The following is a 23,715-nucleotide window of genomic DNA, read 5'->3' on the forward strand; positions in this document are numbered from 1 at the left end:
GCAGTCCCGGAGGGTCCGGGATCCCCGGGTTCGCTTCTTTACCCGGTCGGCGCTCGGCAGGTCAGGTCCTTGTCCGGGAGCCTGCCCGTGGTCAGGTAGAGCGTGGCGTCCTTGTCCGCGCAGGAGCCGGTGCCGAAGACGCCGTGCCCCTCCCCGCCGGCGACGGTGACCATCCGGGAGCCGTGCAGAGCGCGGTGCATGCCCTGGCTGACGGCCAGGGGTGTCTGGGGATCCCACTCGTTCTGCAGGATCAGAGCACTGACCTTGTTGTTCACCGTCGTCGCGGGCTCGCTGCCCTGCTTCCAGAAGGCGCACGGCTTGATGTTGGACGCGAAATCGCCGTACAGCGGATACCGGGCCTTGTCGCGGATCGCGTCGCGGCGGTACTGCTCGGGGTCGTCCGGCCAGGACGGGCGGGTGTCGGCGCATATGACGGCCCAAGCGATCGCAGTCGCATTGTCCGAGGGGACGTCATGGGCGGACGCCGACGGAGCGGGGGCCGGGGCCCGCCCGGGCGTGCCGGACGCGGCCGGCTTCCTGCCCTCGGCGGCCCGCTTCAGCTCGGCGACCCTTCGGGCGGCGTTCTCGACGTGGAAGAACATGGCGCGCTCGGCGCGGATGTCGTCGCCGGTGAGGGGCTTTCCGTCGTGGACGACGGGCTCGCGGTCGGCCCGGGCGATCAGGTCCCAGAACGTCTTGCGGACCTCGGCCGGGGCGTTACCCAGTGCGTACGTCGTGTGTCGTCGGGCGGTCCATTCGCTCCACCGGGTGAAGGCGGCCTCGGTCCCCTCCGCCATCCCCTGGAAGACGCCCCGCCCGAACCGCGCGGGGTCGGTTGCACTGTCCAGTACGAACCGGTCGGTTCGCCGGGGGAACATCTGGGTGTAGACGGCGCCGAGGTAGGTGCCGTAGGAGAACCCGAGGTAGGAGAGCTTCTCCTCGCCCAGCACGGCACGGATGACGTCCATGTCGCGAGCGGTGTTGCGGGTGGTGAGGTGCCGCAGCGTGTCACCCGCCCGGGCGCGGCACTTGTCGGCCACCGTACGTGCCCACTCCACATCCTTAGTGAATGTCTCGGCCTTGTACGGGCGCTCGAAGTTCTGTTCGTCGTCAGTCAGACCGCAGCCGACGGGAGAACTCCGCCCGACGCCCCTCGGGTCGAACCCGATGACGTCGTACTGCCTCTTCACTTCCTCGGGGAGGTTCAGGTCCGGGTCGACGGGCATGTCCAGGCCCGGCCCGCCGGGGCCGCCGGGGTTGAGCAGCAGAACGCCGCGACGTTCCGTCGCGCTGCTTGCCGTCAGCCGGGATACCGCGATGTCGATCTCCTTGCCACCGGGATCGCCGTAGTCCAGCGGCACCTTGAGGGTTGCGCACTGAAAGGCGGCGGGGCTCCCCGCATCGCAACGCTGCCACCGGGGCTTCTGCTGTGCGTACTGCCGCAGTGGGTCCTTCGCTGCAGAAGCCTCAGGCGCGGAAAACGCTGTTGCGGGTGTCAGCGCCGAAACGAAGGCCGTCGCGATGCCGACGCTCAGGAGAGGCGCTATTCGTCTGTTTCGCACAGTGATGCTCGTCCTCACGGGGGGAGTGGTGAAGGGGCCGTCCTCGCCCATTGCGGGCGGGCAGGCGGGCCGTTCTCCGGCCGACTGTTCAGGGCAAGATCCTGGCCTCCGGGGCCTCGGGTGCACATCGCGGGAAGGCGGGAGAAACAGCTCCCTCGATCGGGGGAGGACCCCCGGTGACCTGCCTGGTCATACTGGGCGGATCATGATCAGGTCCTTCCGGCCGCTGCTCCGCGGCTCCACGTATTCGGGTGCGCTGTTCGCCTATTGCGGCGCGCTGGCGAGCCTTCCGCTGCTGCCTGTCGCCATGCTGCCGACACTGGCTCGGCCATCCGCTCCCTATGGAGTGCAACTCGTTCTCACCCTGCTGCTCTGGGCGGCACTGATCGGCGTGGCCGGGCTGGCCCGCGCCACGCGGAGGGTGCTGATCGTGTCCGCCCGCCGGCTGCTGAGGGTGCCGTTGCCGGACCCCGTGGCCGCGCGCCGGCCCGCAAACCTGACCGCAAGCCGGCCCGCGGGACCGTCCGAAGCCGGGCCCAGTCCTACCGCGCCGGCTCTCGCCACTGACCGTTGGCGAACCCCTCTCTGGCTGCTGCTGCACGTGGCACTGGGGTGGACGGGGGCGCTGGTGAGCGGTTTGCTGCTCCTCGCGGGCCTGACCCTCCCGCTCGGCGCCGAGGCGGGACTGAGCCTGTTCGGCCGGTCGGTATGGGTGGTGGGCGGCTGGCAGAGCTGGGCGGTGGCGCTCGGCTGCGTCCTGCTGGCCGCAGCCGTGTGCGTCGTGGTGACGAAGGCTCTGCGGTGGTCGGCGCCGAGGCTGCTGGGGCCGTCGCCGGCCGAGCGGCTCGCGCTGGCGGCCGAGCGGGAGCTGGCCCTGGCCGAACGCAACCGGCTGGCCCACGAGTTGCACGACTCGATCGGGCACACGCTGACGGCGACCACGATCCAGGCGGCGGTCGCGGGCGAGGTGCTCTCCGCCGACCCGGTGGCGGCGCGGGCCGCCCTGCGCAGCATCGAGGAGTCGGCCCGGGCCGCGCTGGAGGACCTGGACTACGTGCTGGGCGTGCTGCGCGAGCAGGAGTCGGAGACCGCGCCCACCCGCACCTTGGCCGATCTGCCCGAGCTGCTGGACAGGCTGCGGCATGCGGGCGCGGTGGTGGAACCGGAGCTGTCGGGTGAGCTGACGCAGGTGCAGGGGACGCTCTCCCGGGCCGCGTACCGCATCCTGCAGGAAGGGCTGACGAACGCGTTGAGGCACGGGGCGGGCGGTCCGGTCGAGGTCCGCGTGGCGGCCGCGGCGGACAGTCTGGAGCTCAGTGTGGTCAACCGGACCGGGGCGGGGACGAGCCCGGGCCCGGGCCCGGGCCCGGGTACGGGCCGGGGCGCCTTCCCGACGTCCGGGCACGGCCTGCCCGGGCTGGCCGAGCGCGTGAGGCTGCTGCACGGTGAGATCGAGGCCGGACCGGTCGGGCCGCAGCACTGGCGGCTGGCGGTCCGGCTGCCGATACGGTTGTCGGCATGATCGGCCATGACGCGAGCGCAGCTGTCGCAACCAGCCCTGACGCGCGCGAAGCCGTCATGACCGGCACCGGCACCGGCACCGGCACCGGCATCGGCATCGGCACGGCCACCGCCACCGACATCGGCGGTACGGGCTCCGCCACCACCAGCCCCACCAACACCCCCGTCACCCTCCTGATCGCGGACGACGACGAGGTGACCCGCAGCGGTCTGCGCACGTTGCTCGCGGCACAGCCGGGGATCGCCGTGGTCGGGGAGGCCGGCGACGGCGTCGAGGTGGTCGAGCAGGTGCGGCGGCTGCGGCCGGACGTGGTCCTGATGGATGTGCGGATGCCGCGTCGCAACGGGATCGAGGCCACCCGGCAGCTGCTGGCCGAGCCGGCCGTGGCCGGACCGCCGAAGGTCGTGGTGATCACCACCTTCGAGACCGACGACTACGTCACCGCCGCGCTCAGCGCGGGGGCCAGTGGGTTCGTACTCAAGCGGCTTCCGGTCCGGCAGATCGCGGAGGCGGTGCGGGTGGTGGCGGCCGGAGAGGCGATCCTCTTCCCGGCGGCACTGCGCCGGATGGTCACCGCCCGCCCGCTGGCCTCCGCCGAGGCGTTGCCGAAGGCGGCGCTGACGGGGCGCGAGGAGGAGGTGCTGCGGCTGATGGCCACCGGCATGTCCAACCCGGAGATCGCCGAGTCGCTCACGGTGAGCCTGGAGACGGTGAAGACACACGTCGGGAACGTCCTGACGAAGCTCGGCGCACAGAACCGGACCCACGCGGTGGTGATCGCGTACGAGTCCGGTCTGGTGGTACCCGGGGTCACCGGCTGATGCGGCCCGAGGCGCGCTGAGGCGCCCTGGGGTGGCCCGAGAAGCCGTGCGGTCCCCCTCGTCGAAGTCTTCAACTCGCCGTCGATCCGGGGGTAGAGTCCCTTTGCAGGGTGTCCCGGATTGCTTTGTGTCCTGACACAGGACGCCCTCGTCTTATGCCCGCGCGCGGAACCCTTGGATTCGTCGTCCTCTCTGAACGCGCGTATCCACGTTTCCGCGTTTCAGTGTCTCAGTGTTTCCGCCGAACCAGCGGAAACGGTCTCCGCGGGCCGGTCGCCAATCCCTGAGTATGCCGCCACGAGCAGACGGAGGGCAGAGATGAGTGGTCAGCCCGGAAGCAAGCAGCGCGATTCGGCCGAAGCGGGTGCGCCGCCGAACATTCTGACCGACCCGCACGCCGGTTACGCGCATCTGCGGGAGCAAGCGGCGGCCTGCCCCATGCGCTCGCTGGACGGGTCGTTGATGTGGGTGGTCGGACGCCATGAGGGCGTGCGGTCCGTGCTCACCGACCCGCGGTTCGCCAACGACCCGGCCTCGGTCCCCGGCGGCAGCGCGCCGCGTATGCAGGTCAACGCGATGCGGAAACTCGGCCTCGCCGAGGACCTCATCCCGTACCTCGCCGACACCCTCCTCGACAGCGACGGCGAGAGCCACAGCCGGTTGCGCCGTCTGGTGTCGCCCGCATTCACCGCGCGCCGCATGCTCGCCCTCCGCCCGCGCATCGAGCGGCTCACGGACGAGCTCCTGGACGGGATGGAGGCACATGCCGAGGACGGCGTCGCCGACTTCCTGGGCCTGTTCGCCTACCCCCTGCCGATCACGGTGATCTGCGAACTCGTCGGCGTGCCGAGCGCCGACCGCCCCGCGTGGCTGCGCTGGACCCACGCGCTCTCGTTCGACCAGGAGCGCCTGGGCGAGACGATCGGCCCCCTGGTGGAGTACACGCACGCGCTGGTCGACCGCCGCCGGTCCCAGCCGGCGGACGACCTGATCAGCGAACTGATCCGCGCACGGGACGGCGACCGCCTCACCGACCGGGAGCTGGTCACGATGGTGCTCAGCCTTGTCATAGCCGGGCACGACACCACGGCCAACTTCCTCGCCAACAGCGTCTGGGCGCTGCTCACCCACCCCGACCAGCTGGCCCTGGTCCGCGCCGAACCGGAGCTCATGCCTCAGGCCGTGCAGGAACTGCTGCGCTGGTGCGGACCCGTCCTGGTGTCGCGGATGCGGTACGTCACCGAGGACGCCGACCTCGGCTGGGCGGCGTTCCAGGCCGGGGACGCGGTGATGGCCGCGCTGAGCGGCGCCAACCAGGATCCGCGCGAGTTCGCGGAGGCCGACCGGCTGGACGTCACCCGGCAGCACGAGAACCGCGGTGAGGCGCACGTCTCCTTCGGCGCCGGGCCGCACTACTGCCTCGGCGCCGCGCTGGCGCGCCACGAGGCCGAGATCGCGCTCAACCGGCTGTTCGCCCGCTGGCCCGGCCTGACCCTGGCGGTACGCCCCGAGGAGCTGAACTGGCAGCCCGTGTCCGGCATGCGCAAGCTCGAACGGCTGCCGCTGCGGCTGGACGGGGCCGGTGGCGCGACTGCCTGATCACCGGTGGGATTCATGCGCTGCCCGCCGGGGTCGTACGACCGGCTCCGGCGAGCAGCGCTGAGACCATGCCGCCGCTCATACAGACGGTTCAGAAGTTGCGGCGGCACGCCGTCCGGCTATCGCAAGGAACGGTCAGAGCCGCCCTGCGCGCAGTCCGTCATGACGGCCCGGCAGATCGCGGCCGGGTCCTCGTGCGGGAAGAAGTGACCGCCGTCGAAGACGCGCACCCGGGCGTCCGGGGCCCATCGCCGCCATCCTTCGAGGGCCTCGACCGGGACGTCGCGGTCCGCTTTGCCGCCGTACACCGAGACCGGTGTCGCCGGCGGGCACGTGAAGTCCGGTGCGTAGCGCTCGATCAGGTCCAGGTCGGCGCGGAGCGCGGCCAGCAGGCGGGGGCCGAACTCGATGTCGTTCAGGATGCGTTCGTCCGTTCCCCCGAGTCGCCGGACGTAGGAGGCCATGCGCTCGTCGGACGCCTGCAGCACATCAGGCGGGAAGGACCGCGGCGTGCCAGGAGACGCGCTCGCGCAGAGCACCGCGCGTTCCGGGAGCGGGCCGGGGGAGTCCTCCAGCTGACGTACCGCCTCCGCGACGACGAGTGCGCCGAGGCTGTGGCCCAGCAGGATCCAGGGCCCCGTCAGTTCCCGCGCCGCGGCCGCGAGTGCGGCGGCGCGGGCCTCGATGCTGGAGCGGTGCTCCGATCCGTCCGGGCGTTCCCAGTGCACGGCCCGGACCGCCGTCCCGCACGGGCCGAATGCCCGGTGCCAGGCGTGGAAGGCCGCGGCGCTGCCGCCCGCGTGAGGCACGCAGATCAGCGTCCGGTGCGCCGTGACGCTCGTCGGCCGGCCCATCCGGTCCGCCCGGTTCATCCCGTCCGTCCGGTCCCGCTCCCCACCCAGCGTGACGAGCTCAGCCCGCTCGGCACTCATCGGTCCGCCCCCGGGGCATGGTCCGCACGGCGGGCGTAGACCTCGTACATCTCGGTGTCACGCAGGCTGGGGTCCTGCCGTACCTGCGGCGCGAGGCCCGCGTCCTGCAGCAGCCCGCACAGCTCCGCGAGCCGGCCGCCCTCGTCGTGGACCTCCGCCACGACGGCGCCGATGCGCGGCCAGTCGGCGGCGTCGACGCCGCGCAGGACGTCGAGTTCCGCGCGCTCGACGTCCACCTTCAGCAGGGCCACGGACCGGAGGTCGTGCTCCCTGATCAGTTCGGAGACGGTGGTGACCGGGACCTCGATCGTGCAGCCGTCGTGCAGTCCGTCCGTCATCATCTCGACGGCTTCCTCGTCGAGTCCGCTGCGGCGCAGGAACGTCTTGGTGAGGGCGTCGTCGGCGGCTCGGTCGGCGTAGAAGCCGGAGTTGCCGGGCGCGGCCGGGTAGTAGGTGAAGTCCTGGACGCCGGGCGCGGTCCCCACTGCCGTTCGCACCGGCGTCGCGCCCGGGACGTGGCGGCCGAGGTTGTCCTGGAGGCAGGCGAAGACGTCCGGCACCGGTTCCGCGGCGACGATGCGGAGCGTCCGCTGCACGTCCGCGAACGCGATCGAGACCAGCCCGACGTTGGCGCCGATGTCGAGAACCGTGTCGTGGGGGCGCAGCTGCCGTGCGGCGAGCCCGTACAGGCCCTCGCCCGTGGCTTCCCGCCAGATCAGCAATGCCTCGGCGGGACTGGTGCACGACACCCGCCGTCCGTCCGGGAGGCGCACCTCATGCCGTGGTGCGAGGGGTACGGCGGGTGCGGCCCGCTTTTCACTCATGAGCGCCTCCTCTGGCCTACGCGGCGGGGCGGTCGGCGGGTCGATCGGCGAGTCGATCGGTGGTTCAGCCGTCAGGTCGGTCGGCAGGTCAGCTGGCAAGCCAGCCCGCCAGCAAGTCAGCCGGCGACGAGTCGTACGGGCAGCGCCTCGTAACCCCAGATCAGGATCGACCGCGTCCGCCGCGGCGGACCGGTCAGCTCGGCGCTGCGCACCCGCCGCAGCAACTCCTCGAAAAGGACGGTGAGTTCCCTGGTGGCAAGTGCCGCACCGAGGCAGTAGTGGGCTCCGGCCGCGAAGGCGAGATGCGGGTTGGGCCGCCGGGTGACGTCGAACCGGTCGGGGTCCGGGAACACGGCGGGGTCGCGGTTGCCCGCCGCCAGCCACAGCGCCACCTGGTCGCCGGGGGCGAGTGTGCGACCGGCGAGCTCGACGGGTGCGGTGGCGGTCCGCAGTACGTGCATCGCGGGGCTGGTGAAGCGCAGGATCTCCTGCACCGCGCCCGGCAGGAGCTCCGGGCCCTCGCGCAGCGACGCCCATTGCTGTGGATTCCGCACCAAGGCCAGGAGGCCGCCGGCGCCGGCGTGCCGTGTCGTCTCGTTGCCGCCCGACACGATGCCGTCGCAGTTCAGGAAGATCTCTTCGTCGGTGAGGGGGACGCCGTCGACCGTGCCGTGTGCCAGCGCGGTGATGATGTCCTCCCGTGGTTCGCGTCGGCGGCGGTCCAGCAGGTCCGCGTAGTACGCCAGGATGTCCGCGTGCGCCTGGGCCGGTGCGAGCGGGTCGTCGTCGATGCCCTCTCCCGAGCCGAAGGCCACCATGGTGCGGTCGAGCATGAACTCCCGGTCGCCCGGAGGCACTCCGAGCATGTCGCAGATCACCGAGAGCGGCAGCCTGGCCGCGACCCGGGTGAAGTCGCACTCGCCGGCCTCCAGCACCTCGTCCAGCGCGGCGGTGACCGTCTCGCGCATGGTGTGCTCCAGCCGGGCCACCATGCGCGGGGTGAAGGCGCCGTTGACGATGCGCCGGATCTCGCCGTGCCGGGGCGGATCGGTGATGATCAGCATCTTGCCCGAGGCCGCCGCCGTCGCGGCGGGGTTCTGGTCCAGCCGCATGCCCTGCTGAGAGGTGAAGTTCCGCTGTTCCTTGAGGACTTGGGAGATCCGGGCGTGCGACAGGACGGCGTGGAACCGGCGGCCGTCGTGCTCGCCCTCGTGCACGGAGCCGGACTGCCGCATCCGCTGCCAGAGTTCCTCGGGACGTCCCTGGGCGTAGAGGTCCGGGTCGCAGAGCTCCAGCGAGCAGGGCGCGGTGACCGGTCGAGCACGGGGCATACCTGCGGCTCCTAGGGTGGGGGAGACCTCCCGATCATGCCTGCCGCCCGCCCTGGGCAGAACCCCAGAAACGTTCCGCGGGGTGGATGGTCCGATTCCGGGGTCGCCGGGCCGAAAATCTGGGGGTCGGCGTCACCGCGGCCAGGAGCCGGACGGCGGTACGACGCCTCGACGCGGGCCTTGCCGGAGCCTCGCCGGGACCTCGGTGAGGCGGCTCGAATCGGTCGTTCTTCGGTCGTCCGCCCGCTGTGAGACCGGCGTCGCAGCGCTTAGGCTAGTGTTCGATCTTCGGGCTGCTTTCCGGAAGTTCAGGCGAAGACCGTGTCCACATTGATGTCCTTACCGATGTCCTTACTGATGTCCTTACCGGTGTCCTCATTGATGTCCGATCCGTCAGGAACCTCAATAGTTTTCCAGGACTGAACCTTCTCGGCCAGGCAATTTGGGGGAATCGCCAACCGTGATAATCAACGCATGGGACGGGCCGCGGGCCGGACTTCTCGAACGGCAGGCGGAAATATTGGAGATCGAGCGAAAGCTCGACGACTTGAGCGATGGAATCGGCGGAATTCTCGCGGTCGAAGGCGCCGCGGGGACCGGAAAGTCCAGCCTGCTGCACCTGCTGCAGACAAAGGCGGTCGACAAGAAATTCCTGGTCCTCCACGCCAGGGGTAACGAATTCGAGGCGTCGTTCGCCCTGGGGGCGGTTGCGCAACTGGTCGAATCGGCGGACGACGACAGCCCGGCCGGTGGCCCGCCCACCGGGCCGCACGGCTCGCGCATCGCGCACCTGTTGCGCGGCGAACTGCCGGACGAGGCGCACGCGGCGGGGTGGCACTCGCTGCTGCACGAACTGCACCGCATCCTCCTCGACCTCGCCGGGGACCGGCGCCTCGTGATCGTCGTCGACGATGCGCAGTGGGCCGACCTGCCGTCGCTGCGCTTCCTCAGCTATCTCGCCGCCCGCGTCGGAGGCAGCCACGTGGTGCTGGCCGTCGCCGTGGAGCCCTGCGGCCCCGGCCCCGCCGCCGACCTGCTGGGCGCAGTGGTCACCTCCTTCGAGTCGACCGTGCTCCGGCCCGCGCCGCTCAGCCTGCGCGCCCTCGAACAGGTCGTCGCGGAGACCGTCGGCGGACCCGACCCCGCCACGCTCGCCGAGTCGCTCTTCGAGGCCACCAATGGCAACCCGATGCTGGTGAGGGCCGTACTCGACCAGGCGGCCACCGGTCTGGGGTCACCCGCCGACCCCGGGGCCCCCGCCGACCCCGGAGCCCTCACCGGCCCCACGAGCCCTGCCGGAACCGGCGGAACCGGCGGAAGCGACGGAGCCGATGGAGCCGCCGGGCCCGCCGGACCCCGCCTGGACCGGCTCTCCGAGCACGCGCCCCGCAGCCTGGTGCGATGGGTCGTCCGCAAGCTGCGCAGCCTCCCGGACCCCTCGTTCGAACTGGCCCAGGCGGTCGCCCTGCTGGGGCGCGTGACGGATCCGCGGATCGTGGAGGACATCGCCTGCCTCAGCCCGGCCGGTGCCGAGAGGGCGCTCGCCGCGCTGATCGACGCCGAGATCCTGGTCGACGGCCCGGTGCTGCGGTTCGCCCAACCGCTGCTCCGCACGGCCGTCCAGCACAGCACACCGCTGCTCACCCGCGGCCGGCTGCACGCCCGTGCGGCACGCGCCCTGGCCGCCGCCGGAGCCCCGCCGGAACAGGTCGCCGGGCACCTGCTGAAGGCGCCGCCCCAGGGCGACCGGCGGACGGTCCGAAGCCTCCTGGACGCCGCCGCGGCGGCCACCGGGCGGTGCGAGCCGGACGCCGTCCGCTACCTGCGGCGCGCCCTGCGCGAGCCGCCGGCCGGCCACGACCTGCCGGCCGTCCTGAGCCGGCTCGGCGCGGCCGAGCTGTCGGTCGACCACGAGGAGGCCGCCGTGCACCTCCGGGAAGCACTGGAGCACACTTCCGACCCGGACGCCCGGAGTGCCGTCGCGCGGGACCTGGCCTGGGCGCTCGCACTGGGCTCCCGGTTCGAGGAAGCCGTCGCCGTGCTGACCGGCACGATCCTCGAACTGGAGGAGGCGGACGCCGTCGCGCACCTGGACGACGCGCTGTCCTGCATCGCCAGGCTGTCCCCGGGGGCCCGTGACCTCCGCCGCCACCACCTGACCGGGATCCGGCGGCACCTGGACCGGATCCGGGAGCGGGCGGCCGGGCCGAGCACCGACGGATTCGTCGGGGACGCCCTCCTCGACCTGTTGCGGAACGGAACGGACGCCACGCAGGTCGCGGACCTCGCCGCGGACACGCTGCGCCGGGCGGAGCCGGCGGCCGGGCACGGCGTCGGCTGGGGCGCGGCACTCACCGCGACCTGGTCCCTGGTGGTCTGCGACCGCCTTCCGGAGGCCCGCCGCGCAGCACGGACCCTGGGCGACGAGTCGCGGCGCCGGGGCGTGAACCTCTTCCATCTCGACCAGTGCCTCCAGGCCTACGTCGAGTTGCAGCTCGGTCAGGTGTCCGCCGCCGCCGAGCTCGCCGCCGGAGCCCTGGAGGCGAGCGAGTCCGAGGGCAGCCCCAGCGTCGTCCAGCCGGTCGCGGCGGCCGCGCTGGTCGAGGCGCTGATCGAACAGGGCGACCTGGAACCGGCCGGCGCCGCGCTGTCGGCGCGCGAACTCCTCGACGCCGAGGGCGACACCTTCGCCCACCTCTTCCTCCTGCGCGCCCGGGGGCGGCTGCGGCTCGAACTCGGACACCCCGGCGAAGGGCTGGCGGACCTGGTGAAGGGCCGGCAGCTCGACGCGGAACTCGGCCTGGCGGCGGAGGCGGTCGGCGCCTGGGCCCCGCTGATCACGGCCCTCCACGGCAGCGGACGGGTCGAGGACGCGCGCGAACTCGGGGAGGAGGAACTCGCCCGGGCCCACGCGTTCGGAGCCGCCCGCCCCCTGGCCGTCGTCCTGCGGACGCTCGCCCCGGCGGTGGCCGCGGACCGCGGCCTGCGGCTGCTGGAGGAGGCCGTCGACGTCCTGGACGGGTCGTCGGCTCTCCTCGAACGGGCCCACACCCTCCACGCGTACGGCAGTGTGCTGCACCGGGCCGGCAAGACCTCGGCGGCACGCGAGCAGCTCCGGCTCGCCGCCGAACTGGCCGGTGAATGCGAGGCGTACGCACTGCACCGCCGGGCCTGCGAGGAGCTGCGGTCCCTCGACGCCCCGGTCCGGGGCCCGGGCCGCCGCAAGAGGTCCCCCTCCGCCCTGACGCCCGCCGAACGGCGGGTGGCGGACCTGGCTGCCCGGGGGCTGAGCAACCGGGACATCGCACAGACGCTGTTCGTGACCGTCAAGACCGTGGAATGGCACCTCACCCAGGCCTACCGGAAGCTGCGCGTCACCTCCCGGGAGAGCCTCCCCGGGGCGCTCGACGCCCCGACCCCAGAGGGGAGTTGAGGCAGCGGAACCCTGGGGATCACCTGGGGTCCGCGTCCCTTGTGCCGGTGTCGCGGGCGGCGTGACGATCTCTGGCATCGGCATACGGAGGGACCCCCCATGGCCCTGACCCAGGACGACCTCGACCGCTACCGGCGGGACGGCTTCGTGGTGCAGGAGGACCTGTTCACCGCCGACGAGGTGGACCTGCTCTGCGACGCGCTGACGGAGGATGCCCGGACACCAGGACCCCAGGTCGTCACCGAGAGCGACGGCCGCACGCTGCGCGCCGTCTACGCCCCGCACCTGCGCCACCCCGTGTTCCGCCGGCTGGCCCGCACCGAGCGCCTCCTCGGCCCGGCCCGGCAGATCGCCGGGGACGATCTGTACGTCCACCAGATGAAGGTCAACGTCAAGCAGTCGTTCGCCGGAGAGCGATGGGCCTGGCACCAGGACTACATCGTGTGGCGGGACGCCGACGGCATGCCCGCCCCGTCACAGGTGAACGTCGCGCTGCTGCTGGACGACTGCACGGAGTTCAACGGCCCGGTCATCTTCCTGCGCGGCTCGCACACCCTGGGCACCCTGGAGCGCGAGCGCGTGGCCGCCGGCGACGGCACGGGCCACATCGACCCGGACCGCTACGCCCTGTCACCCCGCGAGCTCTCCGACGTCGTGGAGCGGCACGAGATGGTCGCCCCCAAGGCCGGGCGGGGCAGCGTCCTGTTCTTCAGCCCGCAGATGGTGCACGGCTCCAACACCAACGTCTCCCCCCACCCGCGCCGTCTGCTGATCCTCACCTACAACCCGGTCCCGCAGGCCCCGCGCCCGGCCGGCGAGCCGCGCCCCGAGTACCTCGTGGGTCGCGCGCGCACCGCCCTGGAGATCGACCGGGGCCTGCTCAAGCACGCCTGACCCCCCGCCGGAACACCCTTCCCCCACAGGAACGGCTTCCCCCACGGGAACGCCCTTCCCCTACCGGAACACCTTCCCCCGCAGCGGCCGGTCCACCGACGCGCCGCGGCTCGACCCTGCCCGCTGCTGGCCCGAGCACCGCTGGAGTTCACGTGAACGCACTGCCGGCCTCGCCGAGGACCGTTCCGGAGCTGTTCGAGGCGACCGTCGCGGCCGCCCCCGGGACGCCCGCCGCCACCGACGGCACGACCACCTGGTCGTACGGGCGGCTCAACGCGCGGTCCAACCAGGTCGCCTGGGCGCTCATCGAGCGCGGGATCGGGCCGGAGCGGCTGGTGGGCGTCGCCGTGCCCCGGAGCCTGGAACAGGTCGCCGTCCTCCTGGGCGTCCTCAAGGCCGGTGCCGCGTACCTGCCCCTGGACCCCGCGCTGCCGGCCGGACGCATCGCCTATCTGCTCTCGGACGCCGCACCCGGCCTGGTGCTGGCCGGCACCGCCGTGCCGGGCTTCACCGGACCGGTCCTGGACCCGGCCGCGTTCGGGGCCGGCCTGCCGGACCACGACCCCGCCGACGGCGACCGCGCCGCCCCCCTCGACCCCGGCCACCTCGCGTACGTGATCTACACGTCGGGCTCCACCGGCACCCCGAAGGGCGTCGCGGTCGCCCACAGCAGCACCGTGAACCTGGCCGCGGCCGTCCGCCGGGAGTACGGCCCCGGCACCCGGCCCAGGGTCCTCCAGCTCGCCTCCCTCGGCTTCGACGTCGCCGTCTGGGAGCTGCTGACCGCCGTCGCCACCGGCGGCACCCTCGTGCTCCCCGGCGCCGGCCAGCCGGCCGGGGACGACCTGCTGCGGGTCCTGCGCGACCAGCGCGTCACCCACGCCACCGTCCCGGTGTCGGTGCTCGCCACCCTCCCGGCCGGTGCCGAGACCCGGCTGCCCGACCTCACCACGGTGCACATCGGCGGTGAGACCTCCTCGCCCGGCCTGGTGACCCGCTGGGCGGCCGGCCGCCGCCTCGTCAACGGCTACGGCGCCACCGAGTCCACCGTGGCCGCCACCCTCAGCGCACCGCTGACCGGACCGTCCGCGCCCGTCGGCACCCCCATCGCCAACACCCGCGTCCACCTGCTCGACGACCGCCTGGCACCCGTACCCGCCGGCACCCCCGGCGAGCTGTACATCGCCGGCGCCAACCTGGCCCGTGGCTACCTGGGGCGCCCCGCGCTCACCGGTGCCCGCTTCGTCGCCGACCCCTACGGCCCGCCCGGCTCCCGGATGTACCGCACCGGAGACGTCGCCAGGCAGGGCGAGGACGGCCAGCTCGAGTTCCTGCACCGCGTCGACGACCAGGTCAAGATCCGGGGCGCCCGGGTCGAACCCGGCGAGCTGGCCGAGGTGCTCCACCGGCGGCCCGACCTCGCCCGTGCGGCGGTCGCCGTACGGACCGACCCCCGGGGCGAACGGCAGCTCGTGGCCTACGTGGTCCCCGTCGCGGGCAGCACGGTCGACCCGTCGGCGCTGCGGGCCCAGCTGCGGACCAGCCTCCCCGGATACCTCGTACCGGCCCTCGTCGTCCCGCTCGACAGCCTGCCCCTGACCCCGAACGGCAAGATCGACCACGACGCCCTGCCCGACCCCGGCTTCCTGCCCACCGGCCCGGAGCGCGCCGCCCGCACCGCCCTGGAGGACGTCCTCCGCACCCTGTTCGCCGAGGTCCTGGAGGTGCCCCAGGTCGGCTTCGAGGACAACTTCTTCGACATCGGCGGCCACTCCCTGCTGGCCACCCGCCTGACCGGCCGGATCCGCGCGGCCCTGGGAATCGACGTCGACCTCGCCACCTTCTTCGGCGCCGCGACACCGGCGCTGCTCGCCGCCCGGCTGGACCGCTCCGCCACCGGAGCGTCCCGCCCGGAGCTGACCCCGGCACCCCGGCCCGACCGGGTGCCGCTGTCGTTCGCCCAGCAGCGCCTGTGGTTCCTCCACAAGCTCGAGGGGCCCTCGGCGACGTACAACATGGCCTTCGCCCTGCGCATGAAGGGCCCCCTCGACATCACCGCGCTGGCGCGCGCCGTGAACGACGTGGTGCACCGCCACGAGCCGCTGCGGACGGTCTTCCCCGAACACGACGGCCAGCCCTGCCAGCGCGTCCTGGACCCGGCCGAGGCCCGCATCGACGTCCCCGTCCGCGAGGTGGAGCCGACGGAGCTGGACGACGCCCTCCGCGAGCTGGCCGGCTGGGAGTTCGACCTGGCCCGTGACGTCCCCGTCCGCGCCCGGCTGCTCACCCTCGCACCGGACGACGCGGCGCTGATGGTCGTCATCCACCACATCGCCGGCGACGGATGGTCGGGCGCGCCGCTCGCCCGCGACCTGGTCACGGCCTACTCCGCGCGCCGCCTGGGCACCGCACCGGAGTGGCCGCCGCTGCCGGTGCAGTACACCGACTTCGCCCTGTGGCAGCGGAAGTTCCTCGGCACCGAGGACGACCCCGACAGCCCCCTCACGAACCAGCTGGCCTACTGGCGCCGCCGGCTCGACGGCCTGCCCGACCTGGCCACGGTCCCCGGCGACCGCCCCCGGCCCGCCGTGGCGACCTACCGCGGCGACGTCGTCGACATCCACCTGGACGCCGGCCTGCACGCCGGCATCCTCACCCTCGCCCGCCGCAGCGGCGCGACCGCCTACATGGTGCTGCAGTCGGCCCTCGCCGCGCTGCTCACCCGCCTCGGCGCCGGCACCGACATCCCGATCGGCGCGGGCGTGGCCGGCCGGAGCGAACCGGCGCTCGACGAACTGGTCGGGCTCTTCGTGAACATGCTGGTGCTGCGCACCGACACCTCCGGCAACCCCCGCTTCTCGGAACTGCTGCGCCGCGTCCGCGAGACGAACCTGGACGGCTACGGCCGCCAGGACGTCCCCTTCGAGTACGTCGTCGAGACACTCAACCCGCAGCGCTCCGCGGGCCACCAGTCGCTGTTCCAGGTCGCGCTCGTCCTCCAGAACAACGCCGACGCCCGCTTCGACCTGCCCGGGCTCGCGGTCCGCTCCGAGGTGGTGCCGACCGGCACCGCCCGCTTCGACCTGTCGTTCAGCGTCACCGAACGGACCGGGCCCGACGGACGCCCCGCCGGCATCACCGGCACCGTCGAGTACGCCACGGACCTCTACGACGCGGCCACCGTACGATCCGTCGTCGCCCGCTGGACGCAACTGCTGCGCCAGGTGATCGAGGACCCCGAACGGCCCGTCGCCGACCTGGAGATCACCACCGCCGCCGACCGGGAGACCCTCGCCGGCTGGGGCCGGTACGAGCAGGACGCCCCGGCCACGACCTTCGCCCGGATCTTCGAGGAGCGGGCGGCCGCCGCCCCGGAGGCCATCGCGGTCACCGACGAGCGGGGCAGCCGGACCTACGCCGAGGTCAACCGCAGGGCCAACCGCGTGGCCCACTGGCTCATCGGTGAGGGCGTCGGCCCGGAAGACCTGGTGGGCGTGGTGCTGCCCCGCTCGGCCGACCAGGTCGCGACCGTGCTGGGCGTCCTCAAGGCAGGCGCCGCCTACGTCCCCATCGATCCCGTCTTCCCCGCCCGGCGCATCCGGCACGTCGTCGAGAACTCCGCGCCCCGCATCGTGTTCGCGGCCCCCGAAACGGTCGACGCGCTCCCCGAGCCCCTGGCGTCCCGCGTCGTCCTCCTCGGCTCGGCGGACGACCCGACGACCCACGAGCACGGCACCGGAGCCGACGCCGTCGCCGGCCCGGCCGACGCGGACCCGACCGATGCCGACCCGACCGACGCGGACCGGGTGCGCCCGCTCACCGTGGACCACCCGGCGTACGTGATCTACACGTCCGGGTCGACGGGCGTGCCCAAGGGCGTGGTGGTGACGCACCGCGGCCTGGCGGGCCTGGCGGCGACACTGCAGGAGCGCTGCCCGGCGGACCCCGGCAGCAGGATCCTCCAGCTGTCCTCGCCCAGCGTGGACGCGTCGGTGCTGGAAACCGTCTGGGCCTTCGGCGCGGGCGGGCGGCTCGTCATCGCCGACCAGCACCGGCTGGCCGGGGACGAACTCGCCGCCGCGCTCGCCGGGCACCGCATCACCCACGCCCACATCCCGCCCTCCGCGCTGAGCACCCTGGCCCCGGAGACGGCCGGACGCCTGCCCGGCTTCCACACCCTGAGCGTCGGCGCCGAGGCGTGCTCGCCCGAGCTGGTGGCGCTGTGGCTGCCGGGGCGGCGGATGGTCAACGCGTACGGGCCGACGGAGTGCACCGTCGTCGCCTCGCACACCTCCGACCTGACCGGCCCCCGGGCGCCGATCGGCCGCCCCGTGGTGAACACGCGTCTGTACGTGCTGGACGAGGCGCTGCGGCCGGTTCCGGCAGGGGTGCCGGGCGAGTTGTACGTCGGCGGTACGGGAGTGGCCCGCGGGTATCTGGGACTGCCGGGGCTCACGGCGTCGCGGTTCGTGGCCGACCCCTTCGGCGAGCCCGGCGCGCGGATGTACCGGACCGGCGACGTGGTCCGGTGGAACGCGGACGGCGAGCTGGAGTACCTGGGCCGGTCCGACGAGCAGGTGAAGATCCGCGGGTTCCGCGTGGAGCCCGACGAGGTACGGCGCGTGCTGGAAGCCCAGCCGGAGGTACGGGAAGCGGCGGTGGTCGTCCGCCGCGGCGACGAGGCGGCGTCCCTGGCGGCCTACGTGGTCCTGGCCGGCGGTACGGACGTGGCCGCCGAGGTCCAGATGGGCGAATGGCAGGACATCTATCACTCGGTGTACAGCGAGCTGGGCGTTCCGGGCGAGGACTTCATCGGCTGGAACAGCTCGTTCACCGGTGATCCCCTTCCCGTGGACGAGATGAGGGAATGGCGGGACGCCGCTGTGCGGCAGATCCTGCGATTCGCTCCCCGCCGGGTCCTGGAGATCGGTTCCGGTTCCGGGCTGCTGGCCGTGCCGCTGGCCGAGACGGTCGACGAGTACTGGGGCACCGACTTCTCGGCGACCGCGATCGACCGCCTGCGTCGTCACGTGGCCGGGCGGGAGTGGGATCACGTGCGGCTGAGCTGTCAGCCCGCGCATGATCTGTCCGGTCTGCCCGTGAACCACTTCGACACCGTCGTGATCAACTCGGTGGTGCAGTACTTCCCCTCCGCCGACTACCTGCGGGACGTCCTGGCGGGGGTGTGGGGTGTGGTCGCCGACGGCGGCCGGGTGGTGCTCGGGGACGTGCGCCACCACGGGCTGCTGCGGATGCAGCACGCCGCCGTGCAGCAGCACCGGGACCCCGGCATGAGCGCCGACGTCATGCGGTCCGCGGTGGAACAGGCGATCGTCACGGAGAAGGAACTGCTCCTGGCCCCCGGGTTCTTCACCGCCTTCGCCGACGCCTGCGGCGCGTCGGGCGTGGAAGTGCGGCTGAAGGAAGGATCGGCCCACAACGAGCTCACCGGGTACCGGTACGAGGTCGTCCTGCACAAGGGACCGGCGGCCCGGTCGGTCGCGGACGCACCGGTGGTGGTGTGGGGCCGCGACGTGAGCGGTCCGGACGACCTCGATCGTGTGGTGGGCGCCGACGACATGGCCGGTTCACCGGTCCGGGTCGTCGACGTTCCCAACGCCCGCTTGGCCGGCGGCGTGGCCGTACTGCGTGGCCTTGACGACGAACTGGACGACACCGACGCCGACGCGGAAGACGACGCCAACGCGGCGTACGTGGATCCGCAGGCTGTGCGGTCCTGGGCGCAGCGAACAGGGCGTCGCGCCGTGCTGACCTGGTCGCCGCGTCGCGGTGGCTGGTTCGAGTTCGTCGTGCTGCCCGGTACCGATGACTCCGTGCCGCTGACGGGCGTCTACCGGGACGACGACGGCCGGCCGGTTCCGGTGACGTCGAACGTGCCGGCGGTGGCCCGGGCCGCGGGTGAGCTGGTGTCGGGTCTGCGGACGACGCTCAAGGAACTGCTGCCCGACTACATGGTCCCGGCGACCATCACCGCCGTCGAACGGATGCCGCTGACCCCGAACGGCAAGCTCGACCGCCGGGCGCTGCCGGAGCCCGAGGTCCTCTCGGCGGGCGGCCGCGATCCCCGGACGCCGCAGGAGGAGATCCTGTGCGCACTCTTCGCCGAGATCCTCGGCATGTCCCGGGTCGGCGTCGACGACGGCTTCTTCGACCTCGGTGGGCATTCGCTCCTCGCCACACGGCTGATCAGCCGCATCCGTACAGTGCTCGACGTCGAAGTGCCGCTTCGGGCCGTCTTCGCCGCGCCGTCGGTCGCCGAGCTGGCCGCATGGGTCGAGCACACCCGGACGGACGACACCGTCCGGCCCCCCGTCACGGCGGTGGCGCGCCCGGAGACCGTGCCGTTGTCGTTCGCCCAGCAGCGGTTGTGGTTCCTGCACCGGCTCGAGGGCCCGTCGGCGACGTACAACTCGCCCTTGGTACTGCGATTGTCGGGCCCGTTGGACGTGACGGCTCTGAGGGCCGCGCTCACCGACGTGGTCGTTCGGCACGAGGCGCTGCGGACGGTGATCGGCGAGCGGGACGGTGTGCCGTTCCAGCAGGTGCTCGACGGGGCCCGGGCCGAGCTCGTGGCGCGTGAGGTGTCCGAGGACGAGGTCACCGGGTTGGTGCAGGAGGCGGCGCGCTATCGGTTCGACCTCTCCCGTGAGATTCCGTTGCGGGCGGAGTTGTTTGCTCTGGGGTCGGATGAGGGGTCGGATGAGGGGGCGGACGAGTGGGTGCTGGTGCTGGTCCTGCATCACATCGCAGCGGACGGGTGGTCGTTGCGGCCACTGGCTCAGGACATCGCGACTGCTTACGGTGACCGCTGCCGTGGGCAGGCCCCCTCGTGGTCGGCGTTGCCTGTCCAGTACGCCGATTACACGCTCTGGCAGCGGCGGCTGCTGGACGAGGGCGGGCTGCTGGGCCGGCAGCTGGAGTACTGGACCCGGCAGTTGGACGGCCTGCCCGAGCAGGTGACGCTGCCGACGGACCGGCCCCGGCCGGCGGTTGCGAGCTATGCCGGTGACGTGGCGATGTTCACGGTGGACCCCGAGTTGCACCGCGGTCTGCTGGAGCTGGCGCGGTCGTCGTGTGCGACGCTGTTCATGGTGCTGCAGGCCGGTCTGGCGGCGTTGCTGTCGCGGTCGGGGGCAGGGACGGACGTTCCGGTGGGAACGCCCGTGGCCGGTCGCACCGATGAGGCATTGGACGATCTGGTCGGGTTCTTCGTCAACACGCTGGTGCTGCGTACGGACGTGTCGGGTGACCCGTCGTTCGCCGAGCTGCTGGGGCGGGTCCGCGAAACCTGCCTGGCGGCGTACTCGCATCAGGACGTTCCCTTCGAGTTCCTGGTCGAGAAGCTCAACCCGCAGCGCTCGGCCGCCCATCAGCCCCTCTTCCAGATCCTCCTGGTGGTCCAGAACAACGCCGACGCGAGCTTCGAGCTGCCGGGCGTACGGGTACGCACCGAGGAGCCGTCCACCGGTGTCGCCCGCCTCGACCTGACGATCAACGTCACCGAGACGTTCGAGGCCGACGGCACCCCGAGCGGGATCCGGGGAGCGATCGAGTACGCCACCGATCTCTACGACGCCGACACTGTCGGGTCGTTCGTGTCCCGCTGGCTGCGGCTGCTGAGCTCGGTCGCCTCGGCACCGGGGCAGCGCCTCCACGATGTCGAGTTCCTGTCGGAGGCCGAGCGCGCGCACGTCACGGCGCTGTCCGGGGCCGGCGCGGCAACCGTTCCCGAGCGCACGCTGTCGGCGCTGTTCGAGGAACGCGTCGCGGTGTCGCCGGATGCGGTGGCGGTGGTGGACGGGGAGTCGAGCTGGTCGTACGCGGAGCTGAATGCGCGAGCGAACGCCGTGGCCTGGTCGTTGCTCGGCCGGGGTATGGGTGCTGAGGACGTGGTGGGGGTGCTTCTGCCGCGTGGTGCGTGGCAGGTCGCGGCGGTGCTGGGGGTGGCGAAGGCCGGGGCGGCTTTTCTGCCGGTGGATCCGGGCTATCCGGCGGAGCGTGTGCAGTTCCTGCTGGCCGACGCCGCTCCGAAGGTGGTACTGACGGACTCGGTGGGGCGGGGCGTGGTCTCCGGCGTCGAGACGGTCGTCGTCGATGGTGTCGAGGGCGTGGATCGCGATCCGGCCGACAGCGATCGCCGGGTGCCGTCGCGGGTGGAAAACGCGGCGTACGTGATCTACACGTCCGGCTCGACCGGGCGGCCGAAGGGGACCGTGGTCACGCATGCGGGCCTGGCCGCGCTGGCGGCCGGTGTCGTCGAGCGCGCCGACGTCGACCCCGGCAGCCGCGTCCTCCAGCTGACTTCGCCGAGCTTCGACGTCTCGATCGCCGAGATCCTCGGCGCCTTCACGGCGGGAGCCACCCTCGTCATGCCGGGACCCGGCCGCTCGGCGGGAGCCGAGCTGGCGTCACTGATCGCAGGTTCCGGGGTGACGCACGCCTTCGTCCCGCCGTCGGTGCTGGCGACGGTGCCGGTGGAGGGGCTGGCGGGCCTGCGGAGTGTCGTGGTCGGGGGCGAGGCGTGCTCGGTGGACCTGGTGCGGCGGTGGTCGGCAGGCCGGCGCATGACGAACCTCTACGGCCCGACGGAGACGACGGTGTCGGCGACCATCAGCCGTCCGCTGTCAGGGGAGTCGTACCCGATCGGCGCCCCTCTGGCAGGGACGCGGACGTACGTGCTGGACGAGTTCTTGCGGCCGGTGGCTCCGGGCGTGCGGGGCGAGCTGTACATCGCGGGCCCGGGTGTCGCACGAGGGTATCTGGGCCGACCTGGGCTGACGGGCTCCCGGTTCGTGGCGGATCCGTTCGGCCCCGCCGGATCGAGGATGTACCGGACCGGGGACCTGGTGCGCTGGAACGCCGAGGGCGAGCTGGAGTACCTGGGCCGGTCCGACGAGCAGGTGAAGATCCGAGGGTTCCGTGTGGAGCCGGGTGAGGTGGAGGCCGCGCTGGAGCGGCAGGACGGCGTCGCCCAGGCCGCCGTCCTGGCCAGGCCCGACCAGCAGGGCTTCCTGACGCTCTACGGGTATGTCCGTGCCGACGCGCAGACGGTCTCCGGCGCACACCTGCGTGAGCAGCTGCGCCGCACGCTGCCCGACCACCTGGTGCCGGCGGCCGTGGTGGTGCTGGACGAGTTCCCGGTGAATCCGAACGGGAAGCTCGACCGGGCCGCTCTGCCGGATCCCACCTTCGAAGCGGTGGGCGGTGGCCGCTCTCCGCGTACGCCGCTGGAGGAGATCCTGTGCTCCCTCTTCGCCGACGTGCTGGGCGTGGCCCGGGCCGGGGTGGAGGACAGCTTCTTCGACCTCGGCGGCCACTCCCTCCTCGCCACCCGGCTGGGCGCGAAGATCCGGGCCGTACTGGACAGGGACGTCCCGATGAGGACGATCTTCAATGCGCCCACAGCACGACTGCTCGCCGAGCACCTGGCGGGGGACACCCGGGCCGCGGCTCCGGTCACGGCGGTGGCGCGGCCGGAGCTGGTGCCGTTGTCGTTCGGACAGCAGCGGCTGTGGTTCCTGCACCGGCTTGAGGGGCCGTCGGCGACGTACAACTCGCCCCTCGCCCTGCGCCTGTCCGGCGCGCTGGACGTGGCGGCGCTGCGGGCGGCGCTCACCGATGTGGTGGGCCGGCACGAGGCGTTGCGGACGGTGTTCGGGGAACGGGAAGGCGTGCCGTTCCAACACGTGCTCGACGGCATCGAGGTCGGTCTCCCGGTGCGCGAGGCGGCCGAGGGCGAGGTCGCGGCGCTGATGGCGCAGGCAGCGCGTCATCCCTTCGATCTCTCCCGCGAGATACCGCTGCGCGCCGAGCTCTTCGCTCTCGGGTCCGACGAGTGGGTGCTGGTGCTGGTCCTGCACCACATCGCCGCCGACGGCTGGTCGCTCCAGATCCTCATGTCCGACCTCACGGCCGCGTACACCCGGCGGCGGGCGGGAGAGCAGCCCTCGTGGGCGCCGTTGCCGGTGCAGTACGTGGACTACACGCTCCGGCAGCGGGACCTGCTCGGCGACGACACCGACCCGGACAGCGCCTTCAGCCGTCAGATGAAGTACTGGGTCCGGCAGTTGACCGGGCTGCCCGACCAGGTCACCCTGCCCCCCGACCACCCGCGCCCCGCGGTCGCGAGCTACCGCGGCGAGACGGTGGTCTTCGACATCGACGCCGGCCTGCACGCGGACCTCGTCCACCGGGGCCGCACCTCCGGCACGACCCTCTTCATGATCCTCCAGGCCGGTCTGGCAGGCCTGCTGACGCGGCTCGGTGCGGGCACCGACATCGCCGTGGGATCACCGATCGCCGGTCGCGACGACGACGCCCTGGCCGACCTGGCCGGGCTTTTCGTGAACATGCTGGTGCTGCGCACCGACACCTCCGGCGACCCGACGCTGGACGACCTGCTCGACCGGGTCCGGGACGTGAGCCTGGACGCCTACGCCCACCAGCACCTCCCCTTCGAGCACCTGGTGGAGCGGCTCAACCCGCAGCGCTCCACCTCGCATCACCCTCTGGTGCAGATCCTGCTCGGCCTGCAGAACACCGCCGAGCAAGGCGTCGCGCTACCGGGGCTCGTCACGCGGGCCGAGGACATCGCCACGGGCGTCTCCCGGGTCGACCTGTCCGTCAACTTCGTCGAGGTGTCCACCCCGGACGGCGGTGCGGCGGGGCTGACGGGGGTCGTGGAGTTCGCGACCGATCTGTACGAGCGCTCGACGGTGGAAGCGTTCACTCGCCGGTGGGTGCGGATGTTGCGGGCGATGGTTGTGGCGTCCGGGA

The 23,715-nt window shown here is 72.6% G+C and carries 10 protein-coding genes; 6 read left to right on the top strand and 4 right to left on the bottom strand.

Features of this window, described 5'->3' with window-relative positions:
• Positions 1-38: 38 nt before the first annotated feature.
• Complete coding sequence (locus tag ACFPP6_RS02845) at positions 39-1,613, bottom strand: alpha/beta hydrolase (protein WP_382036723.1); 1,575 nt, start codon at positions 1,611-1,613, stop codon at positions 39-41.
• Positions 1,614-1,767: 154 nt separating this feature from the next.
• On the opposite strand from ACFPP6_RS02845, the gene ACFPP6_RS02850 reads away from it, so the two are divergent.
• The 3 genes from ACFPP6_RS02850 (at position 1,768) to ACFPP6_RS02860 (ending at position 5,504) form a co-directional block, all read left to right on the top strand.
• The gene (locus ACFPP6_RS02850) at positions 1,768-3,084 is read left to right on the top strand and encodes a sensor histidine kinase (RefSeq protein ID WP_382036725.1); all 1,317 of its coding nucleotides are present in this window, start codon (positions 1,768-1,770) and stop codon (positions 3,082-3,084) included.
• Positions 3,081-3,905 (top strand): response regulator transcription factor, encoded by an 825-nt coding sequence (locus tag ACFPP6_RS02855; RefSeq protein WP_382036728.1) that lies wholly within the window; start codon positions 3,081-3,083, stop codon positions 3,903-3,905. Before ACFPP6_RS02850 ends, ACFPP6_RS02855 begins: the two co-directional genes overlap by 4 nt.
• Positions 3,906-4,223: 318 nt before the next feature.
• Positions 4,224-5,504, top strand: a complete 1,281-nt coding sequence (locus ACFPP6_RS02860) for a cytochrome P450 family protein (RefSeq protein WP_382036730.1) — start codon at positions 4,224-4,226, stop codon at positions 5,502-5,504.
• Between the two features lie 119 nt (positions 5,505-5,623).
• Here ACFPP6_RS02860 and ACFPP6_RS02865 read toward each other — a convergent pair whose 3' ends face one another.
• The 3 genes from ACFPP6_RS02865 to ACFPP6_RS02875 form a co-directional block, all read right to left on the bottom strand.
• Positions 5,624-6,436 (bottom strand): thioesterase II family protein, encoded by an 813-nt coding sequence (locus ACFPP6_RS02865; RefSeq protein ID WP_382036733.1) that lies wholly within the window; start codon positions 6,434-6,436, stop codon positions 5,624-5,626.
• Positions 6,433-7,260, bottom strand: a complete 828-nt coding sequence (locus ACFPP6_RS02870) for an FkbM family methyltransferase (protein WP_382036736.1) — start codon at positions 7,258-7,260, stop codon at positions 6,433-6,435. Before ACFPP6_RS02870 ends, ACFPP6_RS02865 begins: the two co-directional genes overlap by 4 nt.
• A 116-nt stretch (positions 7,261-7,376) precedes the next feature.
• Positions 7,377-8,591, bottom strand: coding sequence for a cytochrome P450 (locus ACFPP6_RS02875; RefSeq protein ID WP_382036739.1), 1,215 nt, complete (start codon positions 8,589-8,591; stop codon positions 7,377-7,379).
• A gap of 460 nt (positions 8,592-9,051) precedes the next feature.
• Between ACFPP6_RS02875 and ACFPP6_RS02880 the strand changes: the two genes are divergently transcribed.
• The 3 genes from ACFPP6_RS02880 to ACFPP6_RS02890 all read left to right on the top strand — a co-directional run.
• Positions 9,052-12,024: a helix-turn-helix transcriptional regulator gene (locus ACFPP6_RS02880; protein ID WP_382036742.1), complete on the top strand. Its 2,973-nt coding sequence runs from the start codon at positions 9,052-9,054 to the stop codon at positions 12,022-12,024.
• 99 nt (positions 12,025-12,123) lie between these two features.
• Positions 12,124-12,918 (top strand): phytanoyl-CoA dioxygenase family protein, encoded by a 795-nt coding sequence (locus ACFPP6_RS02885; RefSeq protein WP_382036744.1) that lies wholly within the window; start codon positions 12,124-12,126, stop codon positions 12,916-12,918.
• A 152-nt stretch (positions 12,919-13,070) separates the two neighbouring features.
• Positions 13,071-23,715, top strand: a 10,645-nt coding sequence (locus ACFPP6_RS02890; RefSeq protein ID WP_382036747.1) for an amino acid adenylation domain-containing protein, incomplete at its 3' end; no start/stop codon positions are given.

This window comes from Streptomyces aureoversilis (genome assembly GCF_042657885.1).
GTDB classification, from domain to species: Bacteria; Actinomycetota; Actinomycetes; order Streptomycetales; family Streptomycetaceae; genus Streptomyces; species Streptomyces aureoversilis.

Bases quoted from the DNA above. Each gene is read 5' to 3' on its own strand.
- ACFPP6_RS02845 (WP_382036723.1), bottom strand. From the start codon at position 1,613: ATGGGCGAGGACGGCCCCTTCACCACTCCCCCCGTGAGGACGAGCATC.
- ACFPP6_RS02850 (WP_382036725.1), top strand. From the start codon at position 1,768: ATGATCAGGTCCTTCCGGCCGCTGCTCCGCGGCTCCACGTATTCGGGT.
- ACFPP6_RS02855 (WP_382036728.1), top strand. From the start codon at position 3,081: ATGATCGGCCATGACGCGAGCGCAGCTGTCGCAACCAGCCCTGACGCG.
- ACFPP6_RS02860 (WP_382036730.1), top strand. From the start codon at position 4,224: ATGAGTGGTCAGCCCGGAAGCAAGCAGCGCGATTCGGCCGAAGCGGGT.
- ACFPP6_RS02865 (WP_382036733.1), bottom strand. From the start codon at position 6,436: ATGAGTGCCGAGCGGGCTGAGCTCGTCACGCTGGGTGGGGAGCGGGAC.
- ACFPP6_RS02870 (WP_382036736.1), bottom strand. From the start codon at position 7,260: ATGAGTGAAAAGCGGGCCGCACCCGCCGTACCCCTCGCACCACGGCAT.
- ACFPP6_RS02875 (WP_382036739.1), bottom strand. From the start codon at position 8,591: ATGCCCCGTGCTCGACCGGTCACCGCGCCCTGCTCGCTGGAGCTCTGC.
- ACFPP6_RS02885 (WP_382036744.1), top strand. From the start codon at position 12,124: ATGGCCCTGACCCAGGACGACCTCGACCGCTACCGGCGGGACGGCTTC.